Origin of the sequence: Vibrio sp. 10N.286.55.E10 (assembly GCF_002872555.1) — a bacterium.
Taxonomy (GTDB): Bacteria; Pseudomonadota; Gammaproteobacteria; order Enterobacterales; family Vibrionaceae; genus Vibrio; species Vibrio crassostreae.
On the sequence record NZ_MCSD01000002.1, the window covers coordinates 26249 to 48310 of the forward strand.

Here is a 22062-nt window from a genome sequence, read left to right on the forward strand (position 1 = left end):
GAACTTTACAAAGGTTTTTGAGTCATAACTTTCACTCAGGTCATTTGAAACTTCTCATACTTATTACACGTAGTGAGAGGGGTAAGACCTTAACTAGAGAGGAGTTTATGATGAAAAAACCTTTGCTTGCTTTATCAGTACTGACTTTAAGCTTAAGTTCAATCATCACCCCCATTCAAGCAACGGCCGCACTACCATTAAGTGTGGGTAATGAACAATTACCAAGCCTCGCGCCTATGCTTGAACAAGTGACCCCCGCTGTGGTTAGTATTGCCGTAGAAGGCAAACAGGTACAACGCCAGCAAATTCCTGAACAATTCCAATTCTTTTTTGGTCCAGAACAAACACGAGAGCGCCCATTCCGCGGATTAGGCTCTGGTGTGATCATTGATGCCAAGAAAGGCCATATCGTGACTAACTACCATGTGATTAATGGTGCTGACGATATCAAAGTAAAACTTCATGATGGTCGAGAATACGATGCCGAACTTATCGGTGGCGACCAGATGTCGGATATCGCGCTCCTTAAACTAGAAGAAGCCAAGAACCTTACTCAGATAAAAGTGGCAGACTCAGACAAGTTAAGAGTTGGTGATTTTAGTGTCGCAATTGGTAACCCATTTGGACTTGGTCAAACCGTGACATCAGGTATTGTTTCTGCGCTTGGTCGTAGCGGCCTGAATCTAGAGAACTTTGAGAACTTCATTCAGACCGATGCGGCAATCAACAGCGGTAACTCTGGTGGTGCGCTAGTTAACCTCAACGGTGAACTGATTGGTATCAATACTGCCATTCTTGGCCCTAACGGAGGTAATGTCGGTATCGGCTTTGCAATCCCATCCAATATGATGAAAAACCTGACAGAACAAATTCTCGATTTCGGTGAAGTAAAACGCGGCATGCTGGGCGTTCAAGGTGGAGAGATCACCTCAGAACTAGCAGAAGCACTCGGTTATGAATCAAGTAAAGGCGCCTTCGTTAGCCAAGTCGTGCCGGACAGTGCAGCCGATGATGCAGGCCTGAAAGCGGGTGACATTATTGTCTCTATTAATGGTAAACGTATTTATACTTTCAGTGAATTAAGAGCTAAAGTCGCTACACTCGGTGCAGGTAAAGAAATCGAACTGGGCGTGGTTCGCGACGGCAAGAACAAAACCTTTGATGTGACTCTGGGTGAATCAACCAACAGCAAGACACAAGCTGAAAAACTGCATGAAGGCTTAGCTGGTGCAGAGCTCACCAACACAACAGACAGCGACTCAGCAACGGGCGTGAAAGTGTCAAGTGTGGCTCAAGGCTCACCAGCAGAAGCTTATCAACTTCTCAAAGACGACATCATTATTGGCGTCAATCGCCAAACCGTTAAGAACCTTGCTGAGTTTAGAGAGATTCTTGAGAAACAACCGGGCGTACTAGCGCTAAATATCCAACGTGGCGACAGAACTATCTACCTCGTTATTAGATAGTCATACGTCAACGTAATAACAGGGAGGCTCGGTAAGTTTGCTTTAAACTTACTCAGTCTCCCTTTTCTTTAGATGAATCAAAATGCTATGCTTCACTAGTAATCAAGTCAGTCATCCATCTACGGAGGCTTCACACCTTACTTGTTGAAGAGGGAAACATGCTGTCCTTTCTATTTCGTTCTATTTCCCTTGGACTCGTTTCAGCGGCGCTGATTCTTCTCGCTTTTCCAAGCTTAAGACCCGCTATTGTTGCAGATGTCACTAACCCTAAAGTCGACAATATTGGCTCTCTTCAGATTTCATTCAATCAAGCAGTACGCCGCGCGGCACCTGCTGTGGTTAATATTTATAGCCGTAAATACGCCGAAAATGATCGTAACAAGCTACTGACTCAAGGTTTGGGGTCTGGGGTGATTGTTAGCGAGAAAGGCTACATCATTACCAACTTCCATGTTGTGGCTCAAGCAGACCAAATAGTTGTGGCCCTTCAAGATGGCCGAGTAGCAGCAGCGCAACTTGTCGGCTCAGACAAACGCACCGATATCGCGATACTGAGAGTCAGCGGTGACAACCTACCAGTAATCCCATTAAACCCAAGCTACAAAGCCAATGTTGGTGATGTGGTACTGGCGATAGGTAATCCATATAACCTAGGTCAAACAACAACCTTTGGTATCATCTCTGCAACTGGCCGCTCTTCGATCAGTGCTGATGGTCATCAAGCCTTTATACAGACCGATGCAGCAATCAATGAAGGTAACTCGGGTGGTGCACTGGTGAATTCACAAGGTGAGCTAGTCGGTATCAATACCGCCTCTTTCCAACAAGCTACCGACATGGAAACCTATGGGATCTCATTCGCTATCCCCTATCCGCTTGCTAATAAAATCATGGAGAAGATCATCGCCGATGGCCGTGTAATTCGTGGTTATATCGGTATCGATGGACAAGACATCAACTCTGTCACCTCACGCATGTTGGGTACTAAGAATATCGGCGGTATTGTTGTGTTAGGTATCGATCCAAATGGCCCCGCTGCGGATGCCGGTTTTGAAGCTCAAGACATTATTGTCAGTATCAATAATAACCAGGTAAGTGGTCGCCAGAGTGTGATGGATACTGTTACTGATTTGCGTCCAGGTACCGAGATTGATGTGGGAATCTTACGCCAAGGTGAAAACAAAACCCTCAAAGTGACAATTGCTGAAGATACTCGCCTGTAGAACAAACGCTGTTAGCAGTGGTTCAAGCTGCTAGATTTAAGCTGCTAATAAACAAATACAAAAAACCCAGCTCACAGGCTGGGTTTTCTTTTATCTAAAGATAGTATCAGGTATCTCTACGATTCACTTGGCTCTTCGATATCGATGCGAGTCACTCGCTGTAAACCTCTTGGTAGTAGGCCACCACGGCGACCACGTTCACCACGGAAGTTTTCAAGATCTGCTGGTTTCAAGCCAAGCTTGCGTTTACCGGCGTAGATAGTCAGCGTCGCATTCTCTGGGATAGCCATCAAGTGCGAGACAAACTCTTCACGCTCTTTTGCTTTCGCCGAAGGGATGTTGATGATCTTGTTGCCTTTACCCTTGCTCAACTGAGGTAGGTCTTTAATAGGGAACAACAACATACGGCCTTGGTTAGTAATCGCCAGAATCTGGTTACTGTCCAAGTCAGCAATAGGGCTTGGCATCATCACTTCAGAAGCTTGTGGCAAGTTAACCAACGCTTTACCGCTCTTGTTCTTAGACAGCAGATCGCTACCCTTACAAACAAAGCCATAACCAGCATCAGAACCGACTAACCATAATTGCTCATTCTCTCCCATCACCACTTGGCGAATAGAAGTACCAGGGCTGACGTTCAAGCGGCCTGTAATTGGCTCACCTTGGCTACGTGCCGACGGTAATGAGTGTGATTCAAGGGAGTAGCTTCGGCCATCACTGCCAAGGAACACCGCTTGTTGATTACTCTTACCCTTAGCGCTCGCTAGGAATTTATCACCTGATTTATAGTTCAAGCCTTCAGCATCAACCTCATGCCCTTTGGCATGACGAATCCAACCTTTTTCAGACAACACAACTGTGATTGGTTCGCTTGGTACTAAGTCACGCTCTGTTAGCGCTTTCGCTTCAGCACGCTCAATCAGAGGTGAACGACGATCATCGCCGTATTTATCCGCATCTGCTTGGATTTCTTTCTTGATCAGCGTATTCAAGCGACGCTCTGAACCGAGTAGCTTTTCAAGCTTTTCACGTTCAGCTTCAAGCTCTTCTTGCTCAGCTCGGATTTTAAACTCTTCTAACTTAGCTAAGTTACGAAGTTTAATATCAAGAATCGCATTAGCTTGAACTTCAGAAATGTTGAAACGGCTCATTAGAACAGGACATGGTTCGTCTTCTGTACGAATGATCTCAATCACTTCATCGATATTAAGATAAGCAGCAAGTAAGCCTTCTAAGATGTGCAAACGTGCCAGTACTTTATCTAAACGGTACTGCAAACGACGACGAACGGTTGTGCGGCGGAACTCGATCCACTCTTTCAGGATTTGAACTAAGCCTTTAACCTGAGGACGGTTATCCAAACCAATCATGTTCAAGTTAACGCGGAAGTTTTTCTCTAGATCCGTCGACGCGAACAGGTGACTCATCAATTGATCACAATCGATACGATTCGAACGAGGAACGACAACGATACGCGTTGGGTTCTCGTGATCAGATTCATCGCGCAAGTCGTCAACCATTGGCAGCTTCTTAGCGCGCATCTGGTTAGCAATTTGCTCAAGTAACTTTGCACCTGACACTTGATGAGGCAGAGCCGTGATAACAATATCAGAGCCTTCCTTGTGCCAAACCGCGCGCATCTTGATGCTGCCACGTCCAGTACGGTAGATCTTTTCGATATCCGATTTCGGAGAGATAATCTCAGCTTCTGTCGGGTAATCTGGACCTTGAATGAAACCCATCACATCTGAAAGCTCAGACTTAGGCGTATCAATTAGGTGAATGGCTGCATTAGCGACTTCACGCACGTTGTGTGGTGGAATATCGGTCGCCATACCTACCGCGATACCCGTGATACCGTTAAGCAGGATATGTGGAAGACGAGCAGGCAACATTTGAGGCTCTTTCATCGTGCCATCAAAGTTTGGTTGCCAGTCAACAGTGCCTTGACCTAACTCGCCCAGCAGAACTTCAGCAAACTTAGACAGTTTTGCTTCGGTATAACGCATTGCAGCGAACGATTTCGGATCATCAGGAGCCCCCCAGTTACCTTGACCATCTACCAATGGGTAGCGGTAAGAGAACGGCTGCGCCATCAATACCATCGCTTCGTAACAAGCAGAGTCACCGTGTGGGTGATACTTACCTAATACGTCACCAACGGTACGTGCTGATTTTTTGTATTTCGATGCAGCCGATAAGCCCAGCTCAGACATCGCGTAGATAATACGACGCTGTACTGGCTTCAAGCCATCACCGATATACGGCAATGCACGATCCATGATCACGTACATTGAGTAATTTAAGTAGGCATCTTCGGTGAACTTGCGCATTGGCAGCTGTTCAACGCCATCATATGTAATTTCGTTAGACATCCATTATACCTCGGCCATATCACCGTTAGTCTGTAGCCATGTACGGCGATCATCTGCACGTTTCTTACCAAGCAGCATGTCCATCATCTCGTTAGTCGCTTCGCTGTCATCAATCGTTAACTGAACAAGGCGACGAGTGTTTGGATCCATGGTGGTTTCACGCAACTGAAGTGGGTTCATTTCACCCAGACCTTTGAATCGTTGCACGTTGATCTTAGCTTTCTTCTGCGATAGTCGCTCAAGCACACCGTCTTTCTCTGCGTCATCGAGTGCGTAGAACACTTCTTTACCGCAATCGATACGATACAGAGGAGGCATTGCCACATAGATATGGCCCGCTTCAACCAAAGCATGGAAATGGCGAGTAAACAATGCACATAACAGTGTCGCGATATGAAGACCATCCGAGTCCGCATCGGCAAGAATACAGATCTTACCGTAACGCAGGCCTGATAAGTCATCGTTGTCCGGGTCGATACCCAGAGCTACCGAGATATCGTGCACTTCTTGCGAAGCCAATACTTGGTCTGCCGACACTTCCCACGTATTTAGGATCTTACCGCGAAGTGGCATCACCGCTTGGAACTCACGGTCACGCGCTTGTTTAGCAGAACCACCCGCCGAGTCCCCTTCCACGAAGAAGATTTCAGTGCGGCTTAAATCTTGAACCGAACAATCCGTTAGCTTACCCGGCAGTGCTGGGCCTGAGGCGATTTTCTTACGCACAACCTTTTTGCTTGCGCGCATACGGCGGTGGGCATTCGCAATACAAGCTTCTGCCAACTGTTCTGCCAGTTGTGGCTTTTCGTTCAGCCACAGGCTAAAGGCATCTTTTACCACACCAGAAACAAACGCAGCGGTTTGACGCGAAGACAAGCGTTCTTTTGTTTGACCTGCAAACTGCGGATCTTGCATCTTCACCGATAGTACGTACGAACAGCGATCGAAAATATCGTCGCCAGTTAGCTTAACGCCGCGTGGTAACAAGTTCCGGAATTCACAGAACTCACGCATTGCATCAAGCAAACCTTGGCGAAGACCGTTTACGTGTGTACCACCTTGTTTAGTCGGTACTAAGTTCACATAACTCTCGGTGATCATATCACCGCCTTCTGGCTGCCAGATGATCGCCCAGTTTGCCATTTCGGTTTCAGCAACGAATTCGCCAACATAAGGTTCTTCAGGCAGCAAGGTATAACCTTTCACGCCTTCGGCAAGGTAATCTTTTAGGCCATCTTCATAGAACCATTTATGCTCTTCGCCACCGACTTTGTCGATAAAGGTAATTTCTAAACCTGGGCAAAGCACTGCTTTTGCACGTAGATTGTTAATCAAACGAAGTGTCGAGAATTTAGGGCTATCAAAGTACTTAGGATCAGGCCAGAAATGTACTGATGTACCACTGTTACGATGACCACAAGTGCCCGTTACAGTAAGCTCTGTTACTGCATGACCGCCTTCAAGTGCGATCTCGTGAACCTGACCTTCTCGGCGTACGGTCACTTCAACACGTTTTGACAGCGCGTTTACTACCGAGATACCTACACCGTGCAGACCACCAGAGAACTTGTAGTTGTTGTTCGAGAATTTACCACCAGAGTGGAGCTTTGTTAAAATCAGCTCAACACCTGAGATCCCTTTTTCTGGGTGAATATCGACAGGCATACCACGGCCGTCATCGGTAACTTCTAACGATTGGTCTGCATGAAGCACAACTTTGATTTTCTTAGCGTGTCCCGCTAATGCTTCATCGACCGAGTTATCAATGACTTCTTGGGCAAGGTGGTTAGGTCTTTCTGTCTCGGTATACATTCCTGGGCGGTGTCGCACAGGATCGAGACCTTCAAGTACCTCGAGGTCTTTTGCATTATATTGTTCAGTCATAATACGGAGTTTACTCAAAAAGTTTGCGTCAGTTCGCTGGCTCCAGTTTCACTAAAGCAGAATCATTACTATGAACCGTCATAGTAGAGCGAACGAGCGAAGTATTGGGGAATATAGTCTGGAAGCTGAGTAATGATGTCAAGCTAGTTCAAAAACTAAGACATCAAACTATGATATTTCACCATTGATAGATGAAATAACAGGCAAACAAGAGAAAATCACTTGGTTGGTGGAACAGATTAAAGATTTAGAAAGGTGATGATTTGTTGTGGGTAGCGTTTAAAATCAACAAAGCTATGATCCCCGCCCTCTTCTACTGTCTGTGTTGCACCTTGGTACTTCTCTACCGCTTGTCGGTAATCCAGAACTTCGTCTTCCGTTTGCTGAAGTAACCAGAAGTCGCTCGGCTTAGCGATAGCCGAAACCTCTAACGCCTTCAGTTCATCAATATGTTTTGTTTCCAGTACATATCGTTCATCTGTGTATGGGTTTACTTGTTCACCTAAATAGTCAGCAAGAAGCTCATACGGCTTCACTGCAGGGTTTACAACCACCGCTTTAAAACCATAGTGGCTATTCAGCCATGTTGAAAGATAGCCACCTAGTGAGCTACCGACCAACGCTATCTGATATTGCTCTTTGTATTGCTCCACCAGCTGTTGCAAATGAAGTGCCGCTTGCTTAGGGAGACTCGGCAGTTGAGGCGTTACGACTTTAATATCAGCGCGATGCTCCGCACAGTAATCTGCCATCACATTCGCTTTATGAGAACGTGATGAACTGTTAAACCCGTGAATATAGAGAAGCAGCGATGGCTTAGTCGCTTGCTGATTAGAGCCTAACATCAATAACAACCTTCATTAATAACCAGCGGCTTCAAAATCAGGCAAGAACTGCCCATGAGGCAAACGACGAACTTGCGTGCTGACCGTTCCGTCTTGATGTAATTCAATCTCTCTCCAGCCCGGAGACAAAGTATCTACCGCGAAGTCATCTGAGTTAGGTTTGAATTGCACACAAGTCGACGGTGTTGCCATGACTTGTACACCATAATGATCTCGATTCATGTCTTGATGAACGTGACCACACAATACTGCTTTGACATTGGTGTGCTGTTGAACCACATCCCAAAATTGATCGGCGTCTTTTAGGTTATGCTGATCCAACCATGCACTGCCAACCAGCAATGGATGGTGATGCAATAGAACCAAAGTATTACGTTCAGGGAATTCCGTCAGCTTTTGTTCTAACAGATCAAGCTGTTGATCGCTAAGGCGACCATGAGGCACACCAACCACCTGCGAGTCTAGCATCACCATCTGCCAGTTATCGCCTAGCAAGACATGCTCAACACACTGTATTTGTGGTGATGGTAAAACACTGCCCATATTAGGCTTAAAGTCATGGTTCCCTGGCAGCCAATAGCATGACTTTTCCAAAGGTTGAATCCCTGACTCAAATTTCTGGTACGACTCAGCACTGTGATCTTGAGAGATATCACCGGTTGCTAAAATCGCTTGATAGTCAAAACCCTGACTAACAATGCCATCGACTACAGCACGAAAGCTATCTTGAGTGTTGATGCTTAATAAGCTGCCATTGCTCGGCGCAAACAAATGCGTGTCCGTTAGCTGCACAAGCTTAATAGTGCTCTCATCAAATTTTGAAGTGTGTGATAATTCCAAAATAACAAATCCAGATACGTTACTGTTTAGACTTTAAAAGTGTTGATAAATAGGCTCAATTAAAAGGTAATTGGGGTTCGGCTGATACCCGTTTTTAAACAAAACGTTAACCATTCCCCAAGAAATTTATTCAATTGAAATTTCTCGTCCTTTTGCAGAAGCTTAGTGTTGGGATAGTCATATTTCGCTTTGACTCTTGAAAAATCCCCGCTAGCGCACACTTCTGCAACTCGAGCGTCGTGATATAGCCTGACAGACATTTTTGGCAAAGGAAACACTGGCATCGCGTCACTCTGACATATATCTATTAATGTGGTGTATTTTGTGACCTCATTCACTGTCAATTGATACACCATATTAACGGCTTGGTAACAGCGAACGTCACCAACTTCATGCCCAACCGGTAACAAAGCGTTCAGTTTGGCATAGTTCGTCTCGTAAACTCGCATCAATTCAGCAAGATCAACATGATACGGTTTCTTGACTGCTATATTTGGCATGACGTTAATCTATCCACTCTGACTGTAATTCTTGGTAGTTCAATTGTAGCCACTGTAGCGCAATGATCGTGGCTCCATTTTCAAACACACCGTCTTTTACCAACTGATAAGCAGTTTCACGACTCATCACTTGTACGCGAATGTCTTCACCTTCGTAGTCCAATCCGTGTACCCCTTTGGCTGTCGTTGCATCAACACAGCCAACAAAGACGTCAAGCTTTTCTGAGCAACCACCAGATGAAGGGTAATACGAAGTAATAGGCAACACAGATCCGACTTCGACCCCGGCTTCTTCCATCGCTTCACGACGAGCGACATCTTGTGGTGATTCATCGGTATCAATGATCCCAGCAACAATTTCGTATTGCCATGGGGTCTCATGCTCTAGAGCACCGACACGGATCTGTTCGACGATCACAACTTCGTCACGCACAGGATCATAAGGTAGCAAAGCAGCAGCATGTCCACGCTCAAACATCTCACGCTCTATTGGTTGGCTCCAGCCGCCCTCAAACAGTCTATGTTTAAATGTGTACTTAACCATTTTGAAAAAACCACGAAACAGCGTCTCTTTTGAGACTATTTCCACATCTTGCGGAGTAAACTCATGTCGTTGATTGTCATACTGTTGCATTTGGTACCTCACTAAGTGATCTTTATAGTTTACTCATTGTCCGAGTTAACTACCAAGGATAAGGTTCAACTTTTTATATAAAATTTATAATTAAAGTTAAGTTTTAAAAAATAAATATTGCACAAGTGGACAGTTAACTGTAAAAAAGTGCAAAGTTTCGAGTAAATTACCACCAAACTGGGTTAAACTCTTTTAAAGAAAATTCCATAAAAGGCAGGAATAGGAAAATGAAAAAACTGCTTCCACTATTTATCAGTGCAGCAATTGGCAGCCTGAGTTCGTCAGCTTTTGCTGATACGCTAGCTGAAGTTTACGACCAAGCAAAACAGAACGATCCACAACTTCTTCGTTCAGCAGCGCAGCGCGATGCCGCTTTTGAAGCAGTAACGTCAAGCCGTAGTGATTTGCTACCACAAATTAACCTAACAGCAAACTACGACATTAATCGTGGTGATCGAGATACATCAGGTGTTGGTAATTCAAGCATTGATAACAACACTTGGGGAGCTGCTATCGGCTTCAGCCAAGAGCTTTATCAGCGCTCTTCATGGATCACACTAGATACGGCAGAGAAAACCGCTCGTCAATCTGATTCAGCTTACGCGGCAGAACAACAAGCCTTGATTCTTCGTGTTGCGACAGCATATTTCGAAGTACTTCGCGCTCAAGATAACCTAGAATTTGTTCGTGCAGAGAAAGCAGCAGTTGCTCGTCAACTAGAGCAAACTAAACAGCGTTTTGAAGTAGGTCTTTCAGCAATCACCGATGTACATGATGCGCAAGCTCAGTACGATGGCGTTTTGGCTGATGAAGTTCTTGCAGAGAACGACCTAACGAATAGCTACGAAGGTCTACGTGAGATTACAGGTCAGGAACACTCTAACCTAAGCATCCTAGATACTGATCGTTTCTCAGCAAGCAAATCTTCTGAGTCTGCTGTTGCGCTTGTTGAACAAGCAGAACAAAAGAACCTTAGCTTATTGGCTGCACGTATCTCTCAAGACGTAGCAAAAGACAACATCTCTCTAGCAAGCTCTGGTCACCTACCAAGCTTAACACTAGATGGTAGCTACGCTCTTTCAGATCAATCAAACAGCACCCAAGATTACGACCAAGACAACCTAAACATTGGTTTGAACTTAATTGTACCTCTATACACGGGTGGCAACACAACTTCATTGACTAAACAGGCTGAATACAACTACGTTGCAGCAAGTGAAGATCTAGAAGCGACTTACCGTAGCGTTGTAAAAGACGTACGTGCGTTCAACAACAACATCAGTGCTTCGATCGGTGCGCTACGCGCTTACGAACAATCTGTAGTTTCTGCTCAATCAGCTCTAGAAGCGACAGAAGCAGGTTTTGATGTGGGTACTCGTACTATCGTTGACGTACTAGATTCAACTCGTCGTCTATACGATGCGAACAAAAACCTTTCAGATGCTCGTTACAACTATATCCTAAGTGTACTTCAGCTTCGCCAAGCGGTTGGTACGCTAAGCGAACAAGACATCGTTGATGTAAACGCAGGTCTAAAAGTAGCAAGTAAGTAATTCAGAATTACTTAAGTTACAAAAATGCCGCTCATTGAGCGGCATTTTTATTATCTATTCAAAAGCTAGCATAGAAGCTAAAAGACCGAAGGTTAGCCTCGGCCACCTTTAATCGCTTTAATGATTTCAGTGGTAGAGCAACCATCTTCAAAATTAAGTACTTTCACTTCACCACCAGCAGCAATCACTTCCGCACCACCAGCGATCTCTTCAGGTTTGTAATCACCGCCTTTAACAAGAATGCTTGGCAATACCTCAGAGATTAAACGTTGAGGAGTATCTTCAGAGAATGGTACAACCCAATCAACCGCACCTAAGCCAGCCAATACCGCCATACGACGATCAGTTGGATTCACAGGACGACCTGGACCTTTCAAACGTTTTACTGATTCATCAGTATTAACCGCAACGATCAAACGATCGCCCAACTCAGCAGCATGATTCATGTAAGAAACATGCCCAGCGTGCAGAATATCAAAGCAGCCATTGGTCATAACCACTTTCTCGCCTTTCGCACGAGCACGCTTCACCGCTTCAACCAGTGCTGCTTCAGAGATAACGCCGTAGTCTGTATCTTGGCTACCGTGAATCGCTTCCGCTAATTCTATCGTAGACAGTGTCGATGTACCTAGCTTACCAACAACTACACCAGCAGCCGCATTCGCTAATGCACACGCTTCATCCAGAGGTTTACCAGCAGCAACAGAAGCTGCAAGGACAGAGATAACCGTATCGCCGGCACCTGTGACATCGTACACTTCCTTGGCTTGAGTCGGTAAGTGGAACGGTGCCTGACCTTTACGCAGCAGAGTCATACCGTTCTCGCTACGAGTCACCAACAAAGCTTCAAAATCATATTTTTCGATCAAGGCAATGCCCTTCTCGATAAGGTCTTCTTCTGATTTAACTTTACCTGCAACTAGCTCGAACTCCGCCATATTTGGCGTAAGCAAAGTCGCACCACGGTAGCGCTCTAAATCCGCGCCTTTTGGATCGATGAATACTGGAACATTCGCTGCGCGTGCTTTTTGAATGAAGCTCTGTACATGCTCTAATGCACCCTTCGCATAATCTGACAAGATAACCGAACGGACATTTGGCAGTGCTTGCTCCATGCGAGACAGAATAAGCTCTGGATTAGTGTTTTCAAATTTGTCTTCAAAATCAAGACGAATCAACTGCTGACCACGGCTCATCACTCGTAGTTTTGTGATGGTTGGATAGTCTTCTAACTCAACGAAATCACACTTAACCTTTAGTGCGCCCAAAGTGTTTTTTAACACCTCGGCGGGTTCATCTTTACCAGTTAAACCAACAACATGAGCATGACCACCAAGAGAGGCAATGTTCATTGCAACGTTGGCAGCACCACCTGGACGCTCTTCGTTATTTTCTACTTTTACAACGGGTACAGGTGCTTCTGGTGAAATACGGCCAGTTGGACCATACCAGTAACGATCAAGCATGACGTCACCGACAATAAGAACACCTGATTGGCTGTAGTCAGGTAGAATTGGTTTCATTGTTGAGCTCCAAAAATCGAATCTGGCTAGAGTCTAGCACACTGATTACAGTGGCTAAACCTTAGAAAAATGAGTAAAGCCTACCTCGATAGGCACTGTGATAGCTAAGCAAAAGACAAGCTACGCTTCCATCCACTGCTTCCATGCTCGAACCACGTGTTCTCTTTCCATTTCAAACTTATTAATTGCCACATCCGCATCAAGATTGAGTAGATTGCGGTGGTGGATTTCATCTCTTAACGTTGTATAAGCATGGGTTAATGCCATGCCTTGTTGCTCGTCCATAATCCCTTGTGACAGCAGGCTTTCAAAGATTCGTACATTATCACACCAACGAGTAAGCTTTGGCTTCTCATTGCTGTACCGAAGGACTAAATATTGCGCCAAAAATTCGATATCGGTAATACCACCCGCATCTTGTTTGAGCATGAATCGATCGTTTTTTTTGCCGCCTAAATGGCCGCGCATCTTTTCACGCATATCTACAACTGACTTTTTGAGTGTCGCCTCATCACGCGCCAAGCACAGAACCTCATGACGCGTTTTGTTAAATGCCGCAGCCAATAAGTCATCGCCATAAATCATGCGAGCGCGAGTCAAAGCTTGATGCTCCCACGTCCACGCATCATTGTGCTGATACTCATCAAAGGCATCAGTTGGACTAACCAACAAACCAGATGCACCAGAAGGGCGTAGACGAGTGTCGACTTCGTACAGAATGCCAGAAGCGGTTCTGGTCGAGAAAATATGAATAATACGCTGTGCCAACCTCAGATAAAATTGGCGTCCATCGATCTCTTTCTTACCATCAGTATAGATGTGTACCGGGCAGTCGTGCATAAACACAATGTCTAAGTCTGAGTTGTAGCCAAGCTCCCAACCACCGACCTTACCGTAACCAACAACCGCAAAACCGCGACCTTCGCGATCTTTAACATGAGTAGGCTCACCAAACTTGGCCGATACTTGTAACCAAGCTTGATTGACCCCCGCCTCAACAATCGCTTCGGCTAAGTAGGTCAAGTGATCACTGACCTTCATCACAGGCAGTACGCCCGCAATATCAGCGGCAGCGATTCTCAAGATACAGGTCTGTTTGAACTGACGCAGACCTTCCATCTGCTGCTCCATATCGTCTTCAGGAATACGTGCAAGATAATCACGTAACTCCGTCTTGTAAGACTCGAGCGGCACTGGATTATAGAGCTGTTGAGGGTCGATAAGTTCATCTAATAGGATTGGATAGCGACCCAGCTGCTCCGAGATCATCGGACTAGCGGTACACAAACGCACAAGCTGAGTCAGCGCGGCAGGGTGTTCGTCCAATAGCTCTAGGTAAGTGGTACGTGTAACGATTTTATGCAGTAGATGCAGTACTCGAGACAAACCAAACTCGGCATCCTTAGCAGTGTACAGTGCTTGAAACACTTTCGGCATCAATCGATTGAGGACTTCACGGCCGCGTGGGCCAAGGGTCTTCTTAGCCAAATCGGCTTTAAATTGAATAATCGTTTTCGCGGCTTTCGGTGGGTTAGCAATCGCAATATCATGCTCCAGAACATGTTCAATCACATCTGGCTTATGGGCCATATCCCACAGTTCACTAAAGTGACTCGCGATCGGGTTGGCGTCATCTTCATCAACCCCAATCAGATCTTCGAACACGGTATGTACATTGGCCATATGAGCACGAGTTGCCTCAATCAAACTATCCCAATCAATGAATTGCATTGCGACAGCGAGTTGCAACTGTTCGAATTCACCGTCAGGTAAGGTTTGAGTTTGCTTGTCGGCCATTGCTTGTAACAGGTTCTCAAGGCGACGCAAAAACAGATAAGCCTCACGTAAGTGCCCTACCTCTTCTGCCTCTAACAGGTGAAGTGATTCAATCGCGCTTAAGGTTTCCAGTAACCCTCGACCACGAAGGCTAGGTTCACGGCCACCACGAATCAATTGGAATACTTGTGCAATAAATTCCACTTCGCGAATCCCACCAGACCCCAGCTTGATGTTGTTTGATAATCCACGACGACGTACTTCACTGCTTATCATCGACTTCATACGACGCAAAGATTGAATCGCACTGAAATCGATATAACGACGGAATACAAATGGGCGCAGCATCTGGCGGAGCTCTTGGTATTCAGGGTACATTTCGCTGCCCATCACTCGCGCTTTCACCATCGCATAGCGTTCCCAATCGCGACCTTGCTCTTGGTAGTAATCTTCCAGTGCAGCGTAGCTCATCACCAATGGACCACTCTCACCGAATGGACGCAGGCGCATATCGACGCGATAGCAGAACCCGTCAAAGGTTTGCTGATCAAGCGCCTTGATAATTCGTTGCCCCAAGCGTGTGAAAAATTGTGCGTTGGCGATACTTCGTCTTGCACCTTGGGTTTCGCCATTTTCAGGATAGGTAAAAATCAGGTCGATATCAGAAGAGAAGTTGAGCTCACCGCCCCCTAGCTTACCCATGCCAATGATCAGCATCGGCTGCGCTTCACCCTGTTCATTGCATGGTGTGCCCCACTCTTTACAACAAATATCGTACTGCCATTGATAGGTCTCGAAGATCATTGCCTCAGCTAACATCGATAGGTGACTTAAGCTCTGTTCTAACTCCCATGAGCCCATAAAATCACGCCAAGCAATATAGGTCATTTCTCGATTGCGGAATTGACGCAGCACGCGCTGACCACTCATTTCATCAGCACAACCAGAAAGTAATCCAGCCAGTCGCTCTCGGTACCCTTCAGCACGCTCTGCACATGCCAACATATCAGGTAAGTCACCGCATAAAACCGTATCACGCTGCAGGCAATCACCAATAAAACAGCTTAAACCGAGTACACGTTTAAGCTCCTCAGTCTGTGGCTCAGACCAAGTATTGATGGCTTCACTTTGATGCTCTAGTAATTGCTCAAAAGCAGACTGTGAGTGAGTGACGAGTTGAGAAGGCAATGGCATGTTTCTTCCTTGTATAAGCTGCGCGACGAACGTTCGGGTTATCGGTTCGAGTCTTCATAAAACTAAAGATAAGTTATACCAAAGTTACGCCAATAAAAAACGCCCACATTAGCAATGTGGGCGTTTTATCGGTTAACTTAGCGAGTTAGGCCTTTCTCTCTAGAAAACAGGCTCTAGCAATAAGGATTTAGAGAACATGACTAAACCTTAAATTGCTTAATCTTACCGTCGAGTTCTTGTGCGTTGCTTTCCATAAGCTGAGAGGTCTCCAACAGCTCACCAACAACCACAACTGAAGCTTCGACAAGCTCACGAACATTGGTCAGGTTGACACTCATCTCTTCTGCAACGCTGCTCTGTTGACCTGCAGCGGTCGCGATCTGGAAGTTCATATCATTAATTTGGTTTACTTGGCTTACGATACCATCAAGCTCAGAGCCTGCATTGGTCACAAGGTCCACACCTTCAGCAGCTTCAACAACACTCTTCTCCATCAGCTCTACCGCAGAATTAGCACTGCTTTGTAGGTGACTGATCATGTCTTGAATCTCGACAGTCGCTTGCTGAGTACGCTGTGCAAGGTTACGAACCTCATCGGCAACAACCGCAAAACCACGACCTGCTTCACCTGCACGCGCCGCTTCAATCGCAGCGTTCAATGCTAATAGGTTTGTTTGTTCTGAAATGCCTTGGATAGTACCAACCACACTGCCAATTGAGTCAACGCGCTCTTCAACTTGGTTTACCGCTGCTGCAGATGCTGCGATATCTGAAGATAACTCACTCATCTTAGAAACAGACCCTTGAACGAACTTCTGACCAGTAAGAGCTTGGCCTGATGCCTGTTCCGTCAATGAAGAAGCGCTTTGCGCATGCTCAGCAACAGTTTGTACCGTAGAGGTCATCTCACTCATTGCTGTTGCCAGCTGATCAATCTCATTGAACTCTTCTTGAGCTGATTCTTTGGTTTCAGACATGCTGATGGTCATCACTTCCGTCAGAGCAAACAGTTCATCAGAAGAGGCCACCTGAGTTTTGATCATGTCGTTCAGTTGAACGCGAGTTTTTTCAAGTTCGCGTGCCACATCGCCATATTCATCTTTACAATCCATTTGAATCGGCACTGATAAGTTCTTGTCGGCCATGGTTTTAATGGCGTCATTAAGGTATTGAGTCTGGCGCAGCATAACGCGCGCCGCTGCTAATAGAAGAACCACAAACACAATAATCATCAAGGCTGTTTGCCAAGCCACTTGAACTAAGTAAGTCTCGTAATGCTGTTGTGCGACTTGCGCATTGTTGGTTACAGCAAGCAATGAATCGTAAAACGTACTTGCGTCCCATAGCTGCTTCGAAATGATCAGGATTGTACTGAATATCATCAACATGACCATTTTTGGAACGAGACGAACGTCAGAGATTATCCTTTCCCACGGCTTGAATGACAGTTTAGTCATTGTCAGTTCTCCATTAATTCTTATATATTGATGGCTTCTATATCCGCGAGGTGGCTATGTCAGTCAAAGTTCGCGATTTATTTTGAGCCTCGTATGAATGTTGAATAATACCAAAGACGCCACCAAGCCGATGAGCTTATTGTCACTGATTCTCTCTTTCTTAGCGTTATTTGTGATCTCAGGCTTATTGTTCGTACCGATCGACAAAGAATCGAAACAAGTCCTTATCGGCCTCGATTTTATAATCTGTAGTGTTTTTCTTTTTCAGCTCACAATTGATCTATTCAGATCACAAAACAAAAAAGAATATCTAAAAGTACACTGGATCGATTTCTTAGCAAGCATCCCAATGATCGAACCACTTCGTTTCGCTCGCATTTTTCAGATCTTACGTGTAATTCTTGTTCTTCGTTCGGGTAAACGAGTGTTAAGAGAGCTATTTCGCAATCGTAAAGAGACCACCCTCGCCTCGATTATATTGCTGCTGATCATTCTCCTGACCATAGGAGCTGGGACAATACTGCTGTTAGAGCACAAAGATCCCAACGCCAACATCACCACTGGACAAGATGCGTTATGGTGGGCTTTCGTGACCATCAGTACCGTGGGATATGGCGATCATTATCCCGTCACGAGCTCAGGAAAATTAGTTGCCTCTCTGGTGATCATTTGCGGTGTGGGTGTGTTTGGTATGATTTCAGGCTTGATTACTTCTTTGATCACCTCTCCAACTCATCATGAGAATCAACGCGCGGAAAACAAAGAGAAGCACCTTGAGAAGATCATTGAGCAACAACAGAAGATCTTAGAGCGACTCGAAAAGCTTGAGCAACAAACAAAAAAATAGGGCCGGAGCCCTATTTTCAAATTCATACTTATATTGATACAGGTGTTGAGTTTAGTCTTGCCAGTATGGCTCAACCTCAACACTGATTTGGCGTGTCTGTTCCATCGCATGCAGAATAGATACTTCTTGACGAGCCAACCAACGCTCTAGCTGAACCTTCTCGTCGCCTTCCAACTTCTCAGTCAAAGGCTCTAATGTTTTAAGTGCCAGCAAGTCATCAATACCTTGCACCATATCGGCCCATGGCAAGCGGAAGCTGTTTCGTTCAGCGTCATCATATAAACTCGCGAAGCCAACACCAGAATACAGATTACGCATCAAACGGTATTGCTGTTCAATATACGCTTGGCTGGTCATCACTCGTTCTGGCGGGAAAGCTTCCATCAAGTCAGCCCATGTGCGATCGAGTTGCTGCACGGAAAACCATTCGATACCACGACCCATTTGTTCACGCGCTTTCTCATCTAAGAAAGGTTGCCAGCCACGAGACAAGATCCAGCGGCTCAGATCTAACAATAAACCAGTGTAACGAGCAGAGCTCAACAAGGTAAGCAGCTCTTCACGATCTGGCAGTTGCTCTTGCATCTCTTTAAGCTCAGCCACTAAGAACTTACGTGCATCGAGTTTACGTAGTACATGGCCTTTATCTTCCAGCAAGTCTTCGAAATGGTCATAGCTTTTCAGCCAGTCGAGCTCTTGCTCAAGCCACTTCAACTCTTGACGTAAAATAGCACTCGCACGTCTTGGGACAATGCCACCGTAGATAGTAAAGGTTTGACGAATAAAACTGAGTGAGTGACTGATCTCATGTAACGCTTCAATAGATTGGCGCTCGGTGAAGATCTGCTCATGATAGTGCCAATGAGCGAGAGCGTGCTCTAAAGATTGAATGAAACACGATTCAACGGTATCACTTTTATCAGTATCAACTAAAGTCAAAGGAGTAACTTCATCGCCTTGATAACCTTGAGCAAGGCGGTAACCCTTAGCAGCTTTGCTTAGATTGCCCAAACGCATGCCACCTTGTTCGCAGAATTGGCGAGACAATGTAAATAGCGCATCCGTTTGACCAGATTTAAGTTCTAATTCGACTTCGCAAATCGGTTCTTGCAGGTCACCTGACTCAACGAAGCCCTGGTCGAATGCGACCTCGACTTGACTGCCATCAGGCATACCAATCAACCACTGCTCGCGCGTGAAGTTGGTAGAGAACAGAGGAGTCAGCTCAGCTTGCAACGTTTCGATGTCTTTACCTGCCGGCCAGATATCCTCTGGGTGCAGGGCTAGCTTAGGTTCGTTGCTGTCATGTTCTGCATTGTATTCAGGCCTTTGATGCAGGCCAGCAACCACACGACCCGCTGTCTTTACGGTTTGTACAAATACGTCATCAAAGCGTCGAATGCGTAAGCCGGTATCGTGCTTACGTAGCCAGTTGTCAGCGGTGTCAAAGTAGATGTTACCTAGCTCACGACAACTGTGCTGAAGTACTTTAGTTTCAGCAATTTTATTGCGTAAAGTCTCTGAAAATTCAGGAGAAACAAAAAACTTCAGTTCTATCTCGGTTTCCATAGTTATACCTTTCTGTGAAGATAGGGACAGGATATTGCCAATTTGAAAAGTCGGCAAGTCAGAAATATCGCCCTTATGATGATCTAAAACAGTTTTAATGAGAGATTGATTAGGTTAACATGCGCGACTTTGTAGCCATCGCTTAACATTTCACCATGAATATGGTGTATGTTGTTTTAAGGTTATTATTTATTAGGTTGGATGACCATGCCAGTAAATACAATTATGGGGTTATTTGCAAAGTCCCCAATTAAACCTTTGCAGCGTCACGTAGTATGCGTGAACGAATGTTGTTCTCACCTAGTTAATTTCTTTGAAGTTTCTTCAAAAGGTGACTGGGAAAAAGCATCAGAAATTCGAGCTCAAATTTCTCACCTTGAGAAAGAAGCTGACGTACTAAAACGTGAAATTCGCCTTAAACTTCCTCGTGGTTTGTTTATGCCAGTTGATCGCACCGATATGTTGGAGCTATTAACGCAACAAGACAAACTCGCAAACCTAGCGAAAGACATTGCTGGCCGTGTATATGGTCGTCAACTTGTCATTCCTGCTCCTATGCAAGAAAACTTCATCGCTTACGTTAAACGTTGTCTAGATGCAGCGAACCAAGCACAAAACGTAATCAATGAATTAGACGAATTACTTGAGACTGGCTTTAAAGGCCGTGAAGTAACACTCGTTGCCGAAATGATTCATCAATTAGATGTAATTGAAGATGACACGGATGCGATGCAGATCGAACTACGCCAACAACTAATGGCGATTGAAGGCGATCTGAATCCAGTTGATATCATGTTCTTATACAAAATTCTTGAATGGGTTGGTGGTATTGCAGATCAAGCACAGCGTGTAGGCGCTCGTCTTGAAGTAATGCTTTCTCGATCTTAAATCATACGTTAACCATATAACGAAGAGCATTTTTTGAACAAACCACTTATGCGCTGAGTATTTCTCTCGCTGAGCGGTTTTTTGCGTCTAAATTTGTTCCGCTTGTTATCAAACAACTAGGTATTACGATGGATATCCTTGCTAACTACGGCACTGTCCTGATTATTGTTGCAGCAGCTTTCGGTTTCTTGATGGCTATTGGTATTGGTGCAAATGACGTTGCGAACGCAATGGGCACCTCAGTAGGCTCTAAAGCTCTGACCGTTAAACAAGCGATCATTATCGCAATGATCTTTGAATTCGCAGGTGCTTACCTTGCGGGCGGCGAAGTAACAGACACGATCCGTAAAGGTGTTATCGAAACGTCTCTATTCGCTCATCAACCAGATGTACTTGTGTACGGCATGATGTCAGCACTTCTTGCTGCTGGTACATGGCTACTTCTAGCTTCTTACATGGGCTGGCCGGTTTCTACGACTCACTCAATCATCGGTGCAATCATCGGTTTTGCTTGTATTTCTGTAGGTACTGAAGCTGTAGACTGGAACAGTGTTCAAGGTATTGTGGGCAGTTGGATTATCACACCCGTTATTTCCGGCTTCTTCGCTTACGTGATATTTGTAAGTGCTCAACGACTGATTTTTGATACAGAGAACCCGCTATTCAACGCGAAGCGCTTTGTACCGGTATACATGTTCATCACAACGATGGTGATTGCACTTGTAACCATCAAGAAAGGTCTTAAACACGTTGGTCTTCACCTAAGCAACACTGAAGCATGGGTTTGGGCTGCTGGCGTTTCTGCGCTTGTTATGATCGGCGGTTACCTATACATCCAGAAGAAATTTGCTAACCGCGAAGAAGACCACGGCTTTGCCGGTGTTGAAGGCATCTTCTCGGTACTAATGGTTATCACAGCTTGTGCGATGGCATTTGCACACGGTTCAAACGACGTTGCGAACGCGATTGGTCCACTGTCTGCTGTTGTATCAACCGTTGAGCACATGGGTGAAATCACAGGTAAGAGTACTATCGCATGGTGGATTCTTCCTCTAGGTGGTTTCGGTATCGTTGTTGGTCTTGCAACAATGGGTCATAAAGTAATGGCAACCGTTGGTACTGGTATTACAGAATTAACACCAAGCCGTGGCTTTGCTGCACAACTTGCAACTGCATGTACGGTTGTACTAGCTTCAGGTACTGGCCTTCCAATCTCTACTACACAGACACTAGTTGGTGCAGTATTAGGTGTTGGTTTTGCTCGTGGTATCGCAGCACTAAACTTAGGCGTTGTACGTAATATCGTGGCTTCTTGGATTGTGACACTGCCTGCAGGTGCTCTACTTGCTGTTGTGTTCTTCTACGGAATTCAAGCTGCGTTTACTATGTAATCGCGACTGCGTTAGTGAATACTAGCGTCAGAATAGTGTGAGCTTCAGTAACGATATGTAAATGCCATGTCATTATTGACTCAAACGCACAGAAAGG

The 22062-nt window shown here is 45.4% G+C and carries 16 protein-coding genes; 6 read left to right on the forward strand and 10 right to left on the reverse strand.

All coding sequences use genetic code 11. The features are described 5' to 3' along the window. Window positions 1-110: 110 nt before the first annotated feature. Complete coding sequence (locus BCV39_RS01340; RefSeq protein ID WP_102432169.1) at window positions 111-1466, forward strand: Do family serine endopeptidase; 1356 nt, start codon at window positions 111-113, stop codon at window positions 1464-1466. 158 nt (window positions 1467-1624) lie between these two features. Then, window positions 1625-2689 (forward strand): outer membrane-stress sensor serine endopeptidase DegS, encoded by a 1065-nt coding sequence (degS, locus tag BCV39_RS01345; RefSeq protein ID WP_102432170.1) that lies wholly within the window; start codon window positions 1625-1627, stop codon window positions 2687-2689. A 116-nt stretch (window positions 2690-2805) separates the two neighbouring features. Here degS and parC read toward each other — a convergent pair whose 3' ends face one another. From parC to nudF, 6 genes are all read right to left on the reverse strand, one after another. Further along, the gene (parC, locus tag BCV39_RS01350) at window positions 2806-5064 is read right to left on the reverse strand and encodes a DNA topoisomerase IV subunit A (protein WP_048658018.1); all 2259 of its coding nucleotides are present in this window, start codon (window positions 5062-5064) and stop codon (window positions 2806-2808) included. Between the two features lie 3 nt (window positions 5065-5067). Beyond that, on the reverse strand, window positions 5068-6948 hold the full coding sequence (gene parE, locus BCV39_RS01355; RefSeq protein ID WP_017061428.1) for a DNA topoisomerase IV subunit B: 1881 nt from the start codon (window positions 6946-6948) through the stop codon (window positions 5068-5070). Window positions 6949-7187: 239 nt separating this feature from the next. Further along, the gene (gene yqiA / locus BCV39_RS01360; protein ID WP_102432171.1) at window positions 7188-7793 is read right to left on the reverse strand and encodes an esterase YqiA; all 606 of its coding nucleotides are present in this window, start codon (window positions 7791-7793) and stop codon (window positions 7188-7190) included. Between the two features lie 15 nt (window positions 7794-7808). Continuing rightward, window positions 7809-8633 (reverse strand): 3',5'-cyclic-AMP phosphodiesterase, encoded by an 825-nt coding sequence (gene cpdA / locus BCV39_RS01365; protein WP_102432172.1) that lies wholly within the window; start codon window positions 8631-8633, stop codon window positions 7809-7811. A 59-nt stretch (window positions 8634-8692) separates the two neighbouring features. Further along, window positions 8693-9133, reverse strand: coding sequence for a DUF1249 family protein (locus tag BCV39_RS01370; protein WP_004736016.1), 441 nt, complete (start codon window positions 9131-9133; stop codon window positions 8693-8695). 4 nt (window positions 9134-9137) lie between these two features. Further along, window positions 9138-9767 (reverse strand): ADP-ribose diphosphatase, encoded by a 630-nt coding sequence (nudF, locus tag BCV39_RS01375; protein WP_048658015.1) that lies wholly within the window; start codon window positions 9765-9767, stop codon window positions 9138-9140. A 227-nt stretch (window positions 9768-9994) separates the two neighbouring features. On the opposite strand from nudF, the gene tolC reads away from it, so the two are divergent. Then, entirely contained in the window at window positions 9995-11320 is a 1326-nt protein-coding gene (gene tolC, locus BCV39_RS01380; RefSeq protein ID WP_102431715.1) for an outer membrane channel protein TolC, read from the forward strand. A 92-nt stretch (window positions 11321-11412) separates the two neighbouring features. Here the strand turns inward: tolC and hldE are convergent, their stop codons facing one another. The 3 genes from hldE to BCV39_RS01395 all read right to left on the reverse strand — a co-directional run bounded on the left by hldE (window position 11413) and on the right by BCV39_RS01395 (window position 17270). Beyond that, window positions 11413-12843, reverse strand: coding sequence for a bifunctional D-glycero-beta-D-manno-heptose-7-phosphate kinase/D-glycero-beta-D-manno-heptose 1-phosphate adenylyltransferase HldE (hldE, locus tag BCV39_RS01385; protein ID WP_048658013.1), 1431 nt, complete (start codon window positions 12841-12843; stop codon window positions 11413-11415). Between the two features lie 120 nt (window positions 12844-12963). After that, entirely contained in the window at window positions 12964-15813 is a 2850-nt protein-coding gene (gene glnE, locus BCV39_RS01390) for a bifunctional [glutamate--ammonia ligase]-adenylyl-L-tyrosine phosphorylase/[glutamate--ammonia-ligase] adenylyltransferase (RefSeq protein ID WP_102433160.1), read from the reverse strand. A gap of 200 nt (window positions 15814-16013) precedes the next feature. Beyond that, the gene (locus BCV39_RS01395) at window positions 16014-17270 is read right to left on the reverse strand and encodes a methyl-accepting chemotaxis protein (RefSeq protein ID WP_048658011.1); all 1257 of its coding nucleotides are present in this window, start codon (window positions 17268-17270) and stop codon (window positions 16014-16016) included. A 97-nt stretch (window positions 17271-17367) separates the two neighbouring features. Here BCV39_RS01395 and BCV39_RS01400 point away from each other — a divergent pair, with 97 nt between their 5' ends. Next, window positions 17368-18117: a potassium channel family protein gene (locus tag BCV39_RS01400; protein WP_102433159.1), complete on the forward strand. Its 750-nt coding sequence runs from the start codon at window positions 17368-17370 to the stop codon at window positions 18115-18117. Between the two features lie 51 nt (window positions 18118-18168). Here the strand turns inward: BCV39_RS01400 and BCV39_RS01405 are convergent, their stop codons facing one another. Further along, entirely contained in the window at window positions 18169-19686 is a 1518-nt protein-coding gene (locus BCV39_RS01405) for an inorganic triphosphatase (RefSeq protein ID WP_048609673.1), read from the reverse strand. Window positions 19687-19893: 207 nt separating this feature from the next. On the opposite strand from BCV39_RS01405, the gene BCV39_RS01410 reads away from it, so the two are divergent. Both BCV39_RS01410 and BCV39_RS01415 read left to right on the forward strand, forming a co-directional pair. Beyond that, window positions 19894-20574: a TIGR00153 family protein gene (locus tag BCV39_RS01410; protein WP_010434644.1), complete on the forward strand. Its 681-nt coding sequence runs from the start codon at window positions 19894-19896 to the stop codon at window positions 20572-20574. A 128-nt stretch (window positions 20575-20702) separates the two neighbouring features. After that, a complete protein-coding gene (locus tag BCV39_RS01415; protein WP_017061418.1) occupies window positions 20703-21965 on the forward strand; it encodes an inorganic phosphate transporter in 1263 nt (420 codons plus the stop codon). The last annotated feature ends 97 nt before the right edge of the window (window positions 21966-22062 follow it).

Excerpts from the sequence above, each read along its gene's own strand:
- nudF (WP_048658015.1), bottom strand. The coding sequence starts at position 9,767 with ATGCAACAGTATGACAATCAACGACATGAGTTTACTCCGCAAGATGTG.
- tolC (WP_102431715.1), top strand. The coding sequence starts at position 9,995 with ATGAAAAAACTGCTTCCACTATTTATCAGTGCAGCAATTGGCAGCCTG.
- BCV39_RS01400 (WP_102433159.1), top strand. The coding sequence starts at position 17,368 with ATGTTGAATAATACCAAAGACGCCACCAAGCCGATGAGCTTATTGTCA.
- BCV39_RS01410 (WP_010434644.1), top strand. The coding sequence starts at position 19,894 with ATGCCAGTAAATACAATTATGGGGTTATTTGCAAAGTCCCCAATTAAA.
- BCV39_RS01370 (WP_004736016.1), bottom strand. The coding sequence starts at position 9,133 with ATGCCAAATATAGCAGTCAAGAAACCGTATCATGTTGATCTTGCTGAA.
- BCV39_RS01395 (WP_048658011.1), bottom strand. The coding sequence starts at position 17,270 with ATGACTAAACTGTCATTCAAGCCGTGGGAAAGGATAATCTCTGACGTT.
- yqiA (WP_102432171.1), bottom strand. The coding sequence starts at position 7,793 with ATGTTAGGCTCTAATCAGCAAGCGACTAAGCCATCGCTGCTTCTCTAT.
- BCV39_RS01405 (WP_048609673.1), bottom strand. The coding sequence starts at position 19,686 with ATGGAAACCGAGATAGAACTGAAGTTTTTTGTTTCTCCTGAATTTTCA.
- BCV39_RS01415 (WP_017061418.1), top strand. The coding sequence starts at position 20,703 with ATGGATATCCTTGCTAACTACGGCACTGTCCTGATTATTGTTGCAGCA.
- degS (WP_102432170.1), top strand. The coding sequence starts at position 1,625 with ATGCTGTCCTTTCTATTTCGTTCTATTTCCCTTGGACTCGTTTCAGCG.
- hldE (WP_048658013.1), bottom strand. The coding sequence starts at position 12,843 with ATGAAACCAATTCTACCTGACTACAGCCAATCAGGTGTTCTTATTGTC.
- parE (WP_017061428.1), bottom strand. The coding sequence starts at position 6,948 with ATGACTGAACAATATAATGCAAAAGACCTCGAGGTACTTGAAGGTCTC.
- glnE (WP_102433160.1), bottom strand. The coding sequence starts at position 15,813 with ATGCCATTGCCTTCTCAACTCGTCACTCACTCACAGTCTGCTTTTGAG.
- BCV39_RS01340 (WP_102432169.1), top strand. The coding sequence starts at position 111 with ATGAAAAAACCTTTGCTTGCTTTATCAGTACTGACTTTAAGCTTAAGT.
- parC (WP_048658018.1), bottom strand. The coding sequence starts at position 5,064 with ATGTCTAACGAAATTACATATGATGGCGTTGAACAGCTGCCAATGCGC.